General features: G+C 63.4%; 12 protein-coding genes. All 12 read right to left on the minus strand.

From position 1 onward, the window contains the following. Window positions 1-507 (minus strand): pilus assembly PilX family protein, encoded by a 507-nt coding sequence (locus tag LCW13_RS16250; protein ID WP_052384819.1) that lies wholly within the window; start codon window positions 505-507, stop codon window positions 1-3. 71 nt (window positions 508-578) lie between these two features. Further along, window positions 579-1,568, minus strand: coding sequence for a hypothetical protein (locus LCW13_RS16255; RefSeq protein ID WP_225347388.1), 990 nt, complete (start codon window positions 1,566-1,568; stop codon window positions 579-581). Continuing rightward, complete coding sequence (gene pilV / locus LCW13_RS16260; protein ID WP_225347389.1) at window positions 1,565-2,131, minus strand: type IV pilus modification protein PilV; 567 nt, start codon at window positions 2,129-2,131, stop codon at window positions 1,565-1,567. The genes LCW13_RS16255 and pilV overlap by 4 nt, the downstream gene beginning before the upstream one ends. Continuing rightward, complete coding sequence (locus tag LCW13_RS16265) at window positions 2,128-2,628, minus strand: GspH/FimT family pseudopilin (protein WP_192839470.1); 501 nt, start codon at window positions 2,626-2,628, stop codon at window positions 2,128-2,130. Before LCW13_RS16265 ends, pilV begins: the two co-directional genes overlap by 4 nt. A gap of 73 nt (window positions 2,629-2,701) precedes the next feature. Continuing rightward, window positions 2,702-3,190 (minus strand): type IV pilin protein, encoded by a 489-nt coding sequence (locus LCW13_RS17495; RefSeq protein ID WP_318527667.1) that lies wholly within the window; start codon window positions 3,188-3,190, stop codon window positions 2,702-2,704. Between the two features lie 221 nt (window positions 3,191-3,411). After that, the gene (ispH, locus tag LCW13_RS16280; protein WP_052384823.1) at window positions 3,412-4,380 is read right to left on the minus strand and encodes a 4-hydroxy-3-methylbut-2-enyl diphosphate reductase; all 969 of its coding nucleotides are present in this window, start codon (window positions 4,378-4,380) and stop codon (window positions 3,412-3,414) included. A gap of 59 nt (window positions 4,381-4,439) precedes the next feature. Next, window positions 4,440-4,883: an FKBP-type peptidyl-prolyl cis-trans isomerase gene (gene fkpB, locus LCW13_RS16285; RefSeq protein WP_043335961.1), complete on the minus strand. Its 444-nt coding sequence runs from the start codon at window positions 4,881-4,883 to the stop codon at window positions 4,440-4,442. A 20-nt stretch (window positions 4,884-4,903) separates the two neighbouring features. After that, window positions 4,904-5,431 (minus strand): signal peptidase II, encoded by a 528-nt coding sequence (lspA, locus tag LCW13_RS16290; RefSeq protein WP_054556926.1) that lies wholly within the window; start codon window positions 5,429-5,431, stop codon window positions 4,904-4,906. A 118-nt stretch (window positions 5,432-5,549) separates the two neighbouring features. Continuing rightward, on the minus strand, window positions 5,550-8,381 hold the full coding sequence (ileS, locus tag LCW13_RS16295) for an isoleucine--tRNA ligase (RefSeq protein ID WP_131432822.1): 2,832 nt from the start codon (window positions 8,379-8,381) through the stop codon (window positions 5,550-5,552). Window positions 8,382-8,392: 11 nt separating this feature from the next. Further along, entirely contained in the window at window positions 8,393-9,526 is a 1,134-nt protein-coding gene (gene ribF / locus LCW13_RS16300) for a bifunctional riboflavin kinase/FAD synthetase (protein WP_153636667.1), read from the minus strand. Window positions 9,527-9,660: 134 nt separating this feature from the next. Beyond that, a complete protein-coding gene (murJ, locus tag LCW13_RS16305) occupies window positions 9,661-11,157 on the minus strand; it encodes a murein biosynthesis integral membrane protein MurJ (RefSeq protein WP_234368289.1) in 1,497 nt (498 codons plus the stop codon). Window positions 11,158-11,436: 279 nt separating this feature from the next. After that, a complete protein-coding gene (rpsT, locus tag LCW13_RS16310) occupies window positions 11,437-11,703 on the minus strand; it encodes a 30S ribosomal protein S20 (protein WP_043335965.1) in 267 nt (88 codons plus the stop codon). Window positions 11,704-11,973 lie beyond the last annotated feature (270 nt).

Below are 11,973 nucleotides of genomic sequence, written 5' to 3' on the forward strand. Positions count from 1 at the left end.
TCAGAAGTAAGGGCCCAGTTCCATCTCGCTTTGCACTACTGTCCAGGAGGCACCATTGCCGCCCCCCGTGCCCATCGCGTTGATACGGAAGGCATCCAGGCGCGTGCCCACCGCATTCACTTCGTTGCTGGCATTCAGCGGCGGCTCGCCGACCTTGCCCAGATACTCGATCACATAGGCCCCGATGACCGCACCGGTATCACTGTCCAGCGTCTGGATACCGCTGGCTTGCCAATCCGCTTCCGAGAGCGGGTTGATCGGCGGTGCATCCTCGGGCAGTGCCAGCATCAGGCCGGCCGAGTCATCGAAGCTGTCCAGGCTCCAGGTGCCATCCTCCAGGCTTTCCTGCAGCGCACGCTCACCGATGCTCAGGCTGGTTTCCGCGTTGTAATAGGACTGCTCGAAGTTGCGGCTGTTGACGGCCATGCGTGTCTGCAGCTGACTGTCCTCGACCCCGGTCACGGCCAGCAGGCCGATCACGACCAGCATGATCAATACGATCAGCAAGGCGATGCCTTGCTGACGTGCTGGCCCCCGGGTGACCGCGCAGACCCTGGACGTTGAAGACGATGTATTCATCAGCTGCCCCTCAGTTGCAGATTGCGCGGTGTGAACGTGAGATTGAAGGTTCGCGTCAAACGCCCATCGTTATCCCCGCCCGGCACCACTCCCGGCAGGCTCTCGAGCGTGAGTGCGATCTCGATACGGCGCACCTCATCCCAACGGCCTTCGCTGCGCACCGTGGCGGCCGGCACCTTGACACGATCGACACTGCCATTGCCGGTGGTATCCAGGCTGAAACTGACATCGAAGCCCTGTACGCCGGAGGCCAGTTCTTCGCGTGCGAAAGCGGCATCGATACGGTCGATATACAGTGCACGCACCGAAGAATCGTTGGCCTGGTCATCCAGCCGCAGCTCCCAGGCCTGCACCGGGTAGAGATAGGCATTCGAGGACTGAGAGCTGCCGTAGGAACGTGACAGGGTGTCGTTGGTTTCCACATTGCCCTGGGTGGTGCCCGACACCCTGAAGACATCGGTGCTGCTGCAATCACTGACCAGTGCATACTCGTTGGTCACGAAGGCATCTTCGCTACCGTTGCGCACGGACAGCGGGCCGCCCAGCGACGTCATGCTGCTGGTCAGCGTGGTTTCATCGCCGTCCTTGCTGGCAGCGACGAACGTCAGATTGAAATAGCTGAGGCCCCGCTGGGTACGCTGCTGCCCCCCGAAGGGCGCCGTGAGGTCATGGGAGGCATCCACCGAGCTGGCATTGGTGATATCGCGGCTATTGGCACAGCCTGCGTAGCCCACATTGCGCATCAGCGGCTGGAGCCGGAAGGACACGTAGCGGGCCGATTCCTGCAGATAGGAAAGCGCCTCCTGGGTGCTCACGGTGCTGCGTGAGGTCGAGAACATCTGCACGGCCATCGCCGTGATCAACAGCCCCAGCACCAGGCTGATCATCAGCTCGACAAGCCCCACGCCCGCCTGGCGTTTCAAGCCATGCGGACGGGCGGTGTCGGGGGCGAAGCGTCGGCGGACCGATGCAGGGGAACAGCGATTCATGGCTCTACCTCGAAACGATAGGTCTGCTGGTCAACTCCCCCGCTGATGGGGTCACTCCACTGCACCTGGACACTGACATCGTGAACGCCGATACCGGCGCCGCCAACAACACGCTCGTCGACTTCCACGCTGCCGACGCCGCTGGTCAGCGTGGAGCCGATGATGGCGTCACGCCAATCAATGATGTCCTGGTCCGCCAGCTCTGCGGGCACGCAGTCCGAGCTGCATCCATCCGCCGGCGCATTGGTGGTGTCGGCATCATCATATTGATCGATGGCCTCAAGGTTGGCGCGGATACGCTCAGCCAAGTCCAGCGACAGCAGTTGTGCCACGGTATTGCTGTAGCTGACGCGCTGATGTTGAAGCGTCTGAACTTGCAACAACCCCAGCCCCAGCAGGGAAACCCCCAGCAGCATGACCGCGACCAGCGCCTCGATCAGGCCGACGCCGCGCTGTGAATGCCGAGCGGAACGCCGCCGCTGCAGGCGAGACAGCAATGTCTTCCTCAGCGCTCGCGGCTGCAGGGCTTGCTTGAGGGATGTGATCATCAACGATGCTGTCATGAGCAGTCCCCTCCTGATTCAAGGCGTACACGGCCTGAAGGCGCCACTACCACAGAGGTAGCATCGGATGCCGCACAGAACACCAGCGTACTGTTGCCACTAGTCAGCGTGCCGCGATCGTTGTAGGTGATCCTGGCGGCGCCGCCCGACTGGGCAACCGCATTGCTGTCCTGATGGATCCAAAGGCGGTCGTCGAGGGTGAAGTTGGAAGCATTCCCGACATAGACAACCCAGCCATTCGCCCAGTCATCGTCGCAGGTCGTGGGATTGGGGGTGGCGACGCTCGGCGCATAGGGACAGACACTCACATCCACACCGCGCGTGGTGGCGGTGCTGCGCGCCATGCCGAGCGCATGGGTCAGGGCACGCACATCGGACTCCACCTGAGAGCGCTGCACCAGGCCTTGCCAGGCCGGCACCGCCCAGGTCGCGATGATGGCAATGATCGCCACTGTCACGACCAGCTCGATCAGGGTGAAACCACGGGATTGGCGCATGAGAGATACTTCTCCTTGCCGCTGAGGGTCGACCGGCCATGCCGGACTCGAGTCTGTCTTCTGGGGCCCACCATCACCAGCACCGACCTCCTCCTTCGGCACCGGTATTCATGTCCTGGTCCATCCACAGCACGCCGCAGTCATCATTGAGTTGTGCCCCTTGAGGCGTCGCCTGCAGGACGAAGTCCGAGGCAGACAGACTGCGATACGTGATCAGGTAGCGAAGATTGCCACCGCTGTCCTCTATACGGCTGACGCCATCCGTCGGCTGGTCATCATCCCCCACGGGCGCCTCGGAAAAATTCTGGTAGTAGAAGCCATGCAGCTGTCTGGCCTGCTGCCCCAGCGCCTGCTGGGCATACGAGCGCCAGCTGCGCTCCACATAACCGAGATAGGAGGGAATGGCGACCGCCGCCAGAATGCCGATGATCGCGACCACCATCATCATCTCGATCAGAGTGAAGCCCTGAGACCGACGCCTGCCAGCTGCCCCGCGCCCCGGTCTCGGCTTGCGGCGTGCACCTGCACTGCTGACACCGGTGACCGAGAACAGTCGTGGCATGGGGAATTCTCCAGAGTACGAACCATACCTCTATTATGTATCATTTTGGTAACTGCGCATTACATTTTTTTTCAATACGCACCATTTTGATCAACGATCGTGCTCAAGAATGCCGTTGCTTATACAAGAAACTGCTGAATTGAATGGCAAAATGCGAATGGCGCACATAAAAAAGCCGCGACAGGGTCGCGGCTTCTTCACTGGCAGAAACTTACAAGGCGTTACAGCTCGCGGATCTGATCCGAGGCGATCAAGCGCTCCTTGAGCTCCTTGGGCATCGAGAAGACGATGTTTTCCTCCTGGCCCTCGAGCTCCTCGGGCGCCGAGGCTCCCAGCGCCATCAGACGATCGATCACTCCCTGCACCAGCACTTCGGGGGCACTGGCCCCGGCGGTGATGCCGATGCTGCCGATCCCCTCGAGCCAGCTGGCCTCGATCTGCTGCGCATCGTCGATCAACCAGGCCGGGGTCTGCATGCGCTCGGCCAGTTCGCGCAGGCGATTGGAGTTGGAGCTGTTGGGGCTGCCGACCACCAGCACCACATCGCAGGCTTCCGCCAGCATGCGCACGGCGTCCTGGCGATTCTGGGTCGCGTAGCAGATGTCATCCTTGCGCGGGCCCTGAATCGCCGGGAAGCGTTCGCGCAGCGCGTCGATCACGCGCGCCGTGTCATCCATCGAGAGCGTGGTCTGGGTGACGAAGGCCAGCTGCTCCGGGTCCTTGACCTCCAGACGCGCCACATCGGACTCGTCTTCCACCAGATGGATGGTGCCACCCTTGGAAGTGTCATAGCGGCCCATGGTGCCCTCGACCTCCGGGTGGCCCTCATGACCGATCAGCACGCAATCCTGGCCCTTGCGCGCATAGCGCAGGACTTCCATGTGCACCTTGGTCACCAGCGGACAGGTGGCATCGAAGACCTTGAGGTTGCGACGCTCGGCCTCTTCCTGCACGGCACGCGAGACGCCGTGTGCCGAGAAGATGACGATGACGTCATCCGGCACTTCGTGCAGTTCCTCGACGAAGATGGCGCCGCGCTCCTTGAGGGAGTCGACCACGAAACGGTTGTGCACCACCTCGTGACGCACGTAGATCGGCGGCCCGAACACGTCGAGCGCCCCGTTGACGATATCGATGGCGCGATCCACTCCGGCGCAGAAACCGCGCGGGTTGGCCAGCTTGATCTGCATGACAGGCTCCGCTTGATGGCGAGGTGCGCTCACGGGGAGCGCACCTTTTGATAGTAGACTCAGTGCGTGGTCGCGGGGGCGACTGACAGTACCTCGACCTCGAAGGTCAGGGTACGCCCGGCCAGCGGGTGATTGAAGTCGACCTTGACGTCACGCTCATCGATCTCGCGGATGATGCCCGGCAGCTCCGAACCCGACGGCTCGGCGAAGGACATCACCATGCCGACCTCGATCTCTTCATCGAAGCTCTTGCGCGCCACGGTCTGGACGTTCTGCGGATTGTGCTGGCCGAAGGCATGCTCCGGCGTGATCGTGAAGCTGCCGGTCTCGCCCGCCGCCATGCCCATGATCGAACGCTCGAAGCCCGGCGGCAGATTGCCGTCACCCACCTGGAAGGTGGCCGGTGTCTTGTCGAAGGTGGAGTCCACCTCGGTGCCGTCTTCCAGACGCAGACGGAAATGGAGGCTGACCTCCATGTTATCGGCGATACGATGCTCGCTCATGCTGACCTCGCTTGTGGCGCTCATTCGGAGCGGCCACGGAAAGATTCAAGAATCAGTGCCACGGCTCCCAGGCTGATGGCGACGTCCGCCACGTTGAAGGCCGGGAAGAAGGCATTGCCCCAGTGGAAGGACAGGAAGTCCACCACGTAGCCATGCACGACACGATCATAGAGATTGCCAAGCGCGCCCCCCAGCACCAGCGCGATGCCCAGCGCGGTGAAGGTCTCGTGACGCTTGAGGCGCGCAAGCCAGATGCTCAGGCCGATGGCTGCCACCACCGCAATGCCCGCAAACAACCAGCGCTGCCAGCCATCATGGCCAGCCAGAAAACTGAACGCCGCGCCGGTGTTGTGGAGCAGCGTCAGATTGAAGATCGGCAGCACTTCGTTGGCCTGACCATAGACCAGCGAACTGCTGGCCAGCCACTTGGTGGCCAGGTCCAGCACCACGATCACCAGCGACAGCCACAGCCAGCGCAGCGGCGAGCGCATCGGCTCACTGCCGGCTGAAGGGGTATCCGTCGCGGGGCCTTGTGAAGAAGACGTCATGTTACCTTCCTGTCGTGAAATGAGTCTGCGACCGGCAAGACACGAACGCCGGGCCAGAGCCCGGCGTTCGATATCAGCGCTCAGCGGAGGCTGAACGATGCCGCGGTCGCATCAGCGATCAAGCGAAGTGACGCGTCTCGCCTTCGCCATCCGGCAGGTTGGTCACGCAGCGACTGCACAGCGTCGGATGTTCCGGCAGGGTGCCGACTTCCGGACGGTGGTGCCAGCAACGCTCGCACTTGGCATTCTCGCTGACCTTGACCGCCACCTTGAGGCCGGACACTTCGGTCTCTTCCGCCTCACCGGCCGCCTCGAGAGGCGCCAGGGTCACGCCGCTGGTCAGCATCACGAAGCGCAGCTCGTCGCCGAGACTTGCCAGCAGCGTGTTGAGCTCGTCATTGACGTAGAGGGTGACTTCCGCCGCCAGGCCATTCTTGACCAGACCGGCGTTGCGCGCGCCTTCCAGCGTCTTGTTGACCGCCTGCTTGACGTGCAGCACCTGCTCCCAGAACTCACGCCCCATGGCCGCATCATCCGCCAGAGTCGTCAGGCCGGTGTAGGCCGTCTCGAGGAAGATGGTGTCCTTGCGCGGGCCCGGGATGTTGGCGTAGATCTCTTCACCGGTGAAGGAGAGGATCGGCGCCATCCAGCGTGCCAGTGCCTCGATCACGTGATACAGCGCCGTCTGGCAGCTACGACGCGCACGCGAGTTCGGCTGCGTGGTGTACTGGCGGTCCTTGATGACATCCAGATAGAAGCCGCCCAGCTCACGCGAGCAGAAGGTCAGCACCTGCTGATAGATGTCGAGGAAGCGGTATTCCTCGTAGGCCAGTTCGACACGTGCCTGCAGCTGGGCGGCACGATCGACCACCCACTGGTCCAGCGCCAGCATGTCGTCAAAGGCCAGCGCATCACGCTCGGGTTCGAAGCCGTTCAGATTGGACAGCAGGAAGCGCGAGGTGTTGCGGATACGACGATAGGCATCGGCGGTACGCTTGAGGATCTCGTCCGAGACGGCCATCTCGCCGGAGTAATCATTGGAGGACACCCACAGGCGCAGGATGTCGGCGCCCAGCTTGTCCATCACCTGCTGCGGCGCGACCACGTTGCCGACGGACTTGGACATCTTGCGACCCTGCGCATCCACGGTGAAACCGTGAGTCAGCAGCGCCTTGTAGGGCGCGTGGCCGTCGATGGCACAGCCGGTCAGCAGTGACGAGTGGAACCAGCCACGGTGCTGGTCGGAGCCTTCCAGGTACAGGTCGGCACGCGGGCCTTGCTCATGACCATGCGGGTGCGAGCCACGCAGCACGTGCCAGTGGGTCGTCCCGGAGTCGAACCACACGTCCAGCGTGTCAGTGACCTTCTCGTAGTTCTCGGCCTCATCGCCCAGCAGCTCCTGGCTGTCGAGTGACCACCAGGCATCGATGCCGTGCTCGGCAACGCGATCGGCGACCGCTTCCATCAGCGCCACGCTGTCGGGGTGCAGCTCCCCCGTCGCGCGATGCAGGAACAGCGGGATCGGCACGCCCCAGTTGCGCTGACGCGAGATGCACCAGTCCGGACGGTTGGCGATCATGCTCTTCAGACGCGCCTGACCCCAGGCCGGGATGAAGGCGGTATCCTCGATGGCGGACAGCGCCTTGTCACGCAGGGTCACGCCGTCGGTGCCGGCAATGTCCATGCCGACGAACCACTGGGCCGTCGCGCGGTAGATGACCGGCGTCTTGTGGCGCCAGCAGTGCATGTAGCTGTGGGAGATCTTCTCGTGCGCCATCAGCGCGCCGAGCTCTTCCAGACGCGCGACGATGTTCGGGTTGGCCTTCCAGATGAACTGGCCACCGAATTCCGGCAGGTCCGGCACGTAGACGCCGTTGCCCTGCACCGGGCTTTCGATCTCGTCGAAGCTCATGCCGTAACGACGGCAGGTATGGAAGTCATCCTCGCCGTAGGCCGGCGCGGAGTGGACGATACCGGTACCGGCGCCAGTCTCGACGTAGTCGGCCAGATAGACCGGCGACAGACGATCGTAGATCGGGTGACGGAAGTTGATCAGCTCCAGCGCCGCGCCATTGACGGTCGCCAGCGTCTCGCCGCTCAGGCCGAAGCGCGCCAGACTGTCCTCGACCAGTTCCTCGGCGAGCACCAGCAGGCGCTCGCCGGTGTCGACCAGCGAGTAGACGAAGTCCGGGTGCACGTTGAGCGCCTGGTTGGCCGGGATGGTCCACGGAGTGGTGGTCCAGATCACGATCGCCGCCGGCTTGCTCAGTGACTCGAGGCCGAAGGCCTTGGCCAGCGCCGCGCTATCGTCTGCCGCGAAGGCGACGTCGATGGCATCAGAAGTCTTGTCGGCGTACTCGACTTCCGCTTCCGCCAGCGCAGAGCCGCAGTCGAAGCACCAGTTGACCGGCTTCAGGCCCTTGAAGACATAACCGCCCTTGACCATCTCGGCCAGCGCACGGATCTCACCGGCTTCATTGGCGAAGTCCATGGAGCGATACGGATTGCCCCAGTCACCGACGATGCCGAGACGGATGAACTCGTGCTTCTGGCCTTCCACCTGCACGCCGGCGTATTCACGGCAGAGATGACGCGCCTTCTCGGACTCGAGATGCTTGCCGTGGGTCGTCTCGACCTTGTGCTCGATGGGCAGACCATGACAGTCCCAACCCGGCACGTAAGGCGCGTCGAAGCCCGCCATCGTCTTGGACTTGACGATGATGTCCTTGAGAATCTTGTTGACGGCATGACCGATGTGAATATTGCCGTTGGCATAGGGAGGGCCGTCGTGGAGCACGAAGCTCGGACGGCCCTTGCCTGCTTCACGCAGACGCGCGTAGAGGTCAATCTCGTTCCAGCGTGCCAGTTGGTCCGGCTCACGCTTGGGGAGATTGCCGCGCATCGGGAAGTCGGTATCGGGCAGATTCAAAGTATGCTTGTAGTCGCTCATAGCCTTTCGGGTCAGCCGTCGTGGGGGCGGGAAGCCTGGGCTTCCCGAGCTGTGGAATCAGACACCTCAGCAGTGCCGTGTAAGGGTGCCGTCGGCGCATCCGTCATCAGTGCGCTCAGCGGACGGCTGGCCAGCGGCAGGTCAGCCATCGAGGTCATGCAATCAAGCAACGCCTGCTCATCACCGGCAGGCGTCTCGCCCGCGGCCAGCGCGAAGAAGCGCTTCGCCAGGGCGATGTCGGCGTAGATGGCGGCCTTGAGGGCTTCCAGGCCATCGAAGCGCTGTTCACCGCGCAGGAAGGCGCAGAAGCTGACGCGCATCGGCTGGCCGTAGAGGTCTTCCGCGAAATCCAGCAGATGGACCTCGAGCACCGGCCGCGGCGTGCCGACCGTCGGGCGCCAGCCGATGTTGGCCACCGCCGGACAGTCGCGGCCATCGGCAAGGTGCGCCATTACCGCGTAGACGCCGGAGACTGCCAGCGGCGCATTCGGCAGCGGCAGGTTGGCGGTCGGCACGCCCAGCGTGCGACCCAGCTGGCGGTCCGCGACCACGCGTCCCTGCCAGTGGTGGGCACGCCCCAGCAGCCGGGCGGCCAGCGCCATGTCGCCTGCGGCCAGCACCTCACGCACGCGGGTGCTGGAAACACGCTCACCGGCGATCTCGAAGGTGCGGGTATGCTCCACCGCGAAGCCTTCGGCGGCGCCGATGCGTTCCAGCAACGCGAAGTCTCCGGCGCGATCGCAGCCGAAGCGGAAGTCGTCACCGACCACCAGATGACGCACGCCGAGCCCATCGATCAGCACCTGCTCGATGAACTCGCGAGCCGACAGCGAGCGCAGCGTCTCATTGAAGGGCAGACACAGTACGCGCTCGGCGCCATGGCTACCCAGCAGACGCACCTTGTCCGCCAGACGCGTCAGCCGCGGTGGCGCCTTGTCACCCGCGAAGAACTCACGCGGCTGCGGCTCGAACACCACCACCGTGGCGGGCAGGCCATAGGCCGCCGCGCGCTCGCGAAGTTGCTCCAGAATCGCCTGGTGGCCGAGATGCACGCCATCGAAATTGCCGATGGTGGCCACGCAGCCGCGACTGCCATCCTGCTTGCGCAGGCGGGCGAGATTGTGGAGTCCTCTGATCAAGTCCATGCGTGCATCACACAAGCCGCCGAAAGTGGTCGATTATAGCGAAGGGGCACGGCGCTGACAGCCACCGTTGCCCCGCCAGGGAGAAAACAGCTGGAACCGAGGGCACCAACCTGCGTGGCACCCGGGCAGCAGACTCAGCTCTGCATGCGGAAATGGCGCGGGCGGACACCGCACAGCCCCAACCACACCGCATAGGCCAGTACACCGCCGACGACCAGCGCTCCCATCATCGCACAGCGCTCCCACAGGCCCCAACCAAGCCAGGTGGTCCAATCCGGCGACAGCCACATCAGGCCGCCGCCCATCAGGGCACAACCGCCGATCAGGGTCAGCGAATAGCGTCCCCAGCCGGGCTGGAAGCGCAGCACGCCGTCACGATACAGGCCGCGTGCCAGCAGGCCCGCATTGAGGAAGGCCGACAGCGCCGTGGCCAGCGCGAGCCCGGCATGTGCCAGCGGCACGATCAGCGCCAGGTTGAAGGCCATGTTGGCGACCATCGCGATGATACCGATCTTGACCGGCGTTTTCGTGTCCTGACGCGCATAGAAGCCCGGCGCCAGCACCTTGATCAGCATGAAGGCCAGCAGACCGAAGCTGTAGGCACGCAGACTCTGGGCCGACATCACCACATCGTTGTCGGTCATCGCGCCGTAGTGGAACAGCGTGATCAGCAGCGGTTCGGCCAGCACGCCGAGCGCCAGCGCCGCCGGCACACCGATCAACAGCACCGAGCGCAGCGCCCAGTCGAGCATCTTCTGGAAGTGCTCCAGTGATTGCTCGGCATGACGTTTTGAGAGCGCCGGCAGAATCACCGTCCCGATGGCGATGCCGATGATGCCCAGAGGCAACTCGACCAGACGGTCGGAGTAATAGAGCCACGACACGCTGCCGGTGACCAGAAACGAGGCCAGCACGGTATCCAGCAGCAGATTGATCTGCGAGACCGAGACACCGAACAGCGCCGGGGTCATCAACTTGAGAATGCGGCGCACGCCTTCATGGGCGAAATTCGGCCACGGCTTGGGCATCAGGCCGAGGCGCAACAGGAACGGCACCTGGAACAGCAACTGCACGCCACCTGCGATCAACACGCCCCAGGCCAGCGCCATGGCGGGTGTCTCGAAGCGCGGGGCCAGCAACAGCGCCGCGCCGATCAGACTCAGGTTGAGCAGCACCGGCGTGATGGCCGGCACCGCAAAGCGATTCCAGGTATTGAGCACGCTGCCCGCGAAGGCGGTCAGCGAGATCAGCAGCAGATACGGGAAGGTCAGGCGCAGCATGTCGCCGGTCAGCGCCAGCTTGCCGGCATCGTCACCGAACCCGGGCGCGAAGACCCACACCAGCCAGGGTGCGCACAGCATCGCAAGCGCGGTGATCAACGCGAGTATGACACCAAGACTGCCACTGACGGCGTCCAGCAACTCACGGACCTCTTCCCGCGTCCGGCGAGTCGCATACTCCGACAGCACCGGAATGAAGGCCTGGTTGAAGGCACCCTCGGCAAACAGGCGGCGCATGAAGTTGGGGATCTTGAAGGCGACGAAGAAGGCGTCCGCCCCGCTGCCGGCGCCCAGCAGGGATGCGATGGTCACATCGCGCGCCAGGCCCAGCACGCGCGACAGCATCGTCATCACGCTGACGATCAACCCGGAGCGCAACAGACCACCCCGCACCGGCAGGCTGTCGCCCGAGCGGGTCTCGCCCTGGGCACTCGCCTGTGAAGCGGACTGCGCGGCGGCCTCGGCCTTGCCGCCTTCTCCCCTGACTTCCTTCTCGCCTGCGGGCGACTCATCCTGCGGCTTGCTCACCCTGCCCCCCCTCTCGCTTCCCTGACCTGACACCGATGTCATCCACTCGACAGACAGACACAAAAAAACCGGCCGAAGCCGGTTTTTTCACACTCACACGTCTTAGACAGCCAGTGCCTTGACGCGAGTGTTCAGACGGCTCTTCAGACGAGCGGCCTTCTTCTTGGACAGAATGTCCTTGTCGGCGTAACGGTCGAGGACCTTCTGCGCGACATTGAAAGCGGCCATGGAAGCAGCGTGATCGCCAGTCTTGACGGTCTTCAGCACGTTCTTGATGCTGGTACGCACGGCAGAACGTTGTGCGGAGTTGTGCTGACGACGAACTTCAGCCTGACGAGCGCGCTTACGTGCTTGCTTGGAATTTGCCACTTTGATGCTCCTTATGAGTCCACCCGTAGGCGCGTACTCATGAACTTGAATTTGGAAGACGTTGTCGCACCGCGACAGCGAGTCCGATCATCTCTCGCCTTTCGACACTGAAGTGAAGACTTTCGAGAAATCAGCGACTTGACGTGGAAGCCCCGCCAAACCTTCGCCATCGGGGCGGACCAGCACCCGACAGGACGGCAGAGTCTAGCATGACCCGAGCGCATATCGCCAGTCTGAGCTTGCCTGCGCCGGCCCCAGACACAGACCCAG

The sequence above is a fragment of the Cobetia amphilecti genome, assembly GCF_020217465.1.
Classification (GTDB): Bacteria; Pseudomonadota; Gammaproteobacteria; order Pseudomonadales; family Halomonadaceae; genus Cobetia; species Cobetia amphilecti.

What these genes read in the sequence shown, in the direction of transcription:
- murJ (WP_234368289.1), bottom strand. Translation starts at nt 11,157, where the DNA reads ATGACGATGCTGTCGCGCGTGCTGGGCCTGGCGCGCGATGTGACCATC.
- LCW13_RS16255 (WP_225347388.1), bottom strand. Translation starts at nt 1,568, where the DNA reads ATGAATCGCTGTTCCCCTGCATCGGTCCGCCGACGCTTCGCCCCCGAC.
- pilV (WP_225347389.1), bottom strand. Translation starts at nt 2,131, where the DNA reads ATGACAGCATCGTTGATGATCACATCCCTCAAGCAAGCCCTGCAGCCG.
- ispH (WP_052384823.1), bottom strand. Translation starts at nt 4,380, where the DNA reads ATGCAGATCAAGCTGGCCAACCCGCGCGGTTTCTGCGCCGGAGTGGAT.
- LCW13_RS17495 (WP_318527667.1), bottom strand. Translation starts at nt 3,190, where the DNA reads ATGCCACGACTGTTCTCGGTCACCGGTGTCAGCAGTGCAGGTGCACGC.
- ribF (WP_153636667.1), bottom strand. Translation starts at nt 9,526, where the DNA reads ATGGACTTGATCAGAGGACTCCACAATCTCGCCCGCCTGCGCAAGCAG.
- fkpB (WP_043335961.1), bottom strand. Translation starts at nt 4,883, where the DNA reads ATGAGCGAGCATCGTATCGCCGATAACATGGAGGTCAGCCTCCATTTC.
- lspA (WP_054556926.1), bottom strand. Translation starts at nt 5,431, where the DNA reads ATGACGTCTTCTTCACAAGGCCCCGCGACGGATACCCCTTCAGCCGGC.
- LCW13_RS16265 (WP_192839470.1), bottom strand. Translation starts at nt 2,628, where the DNA reads ATGCGCCAATCCCGTGGTTTCACCCTGATCGAGCTGGTCGTGACAGTG.
- ileS (WP_131432822.1), bottom strand. Translation starts at nt 8,381, where the DNA reads ATGAGCGACTACAAGCATACTTTGAATCTGCCCGATACCGACTTCCCG.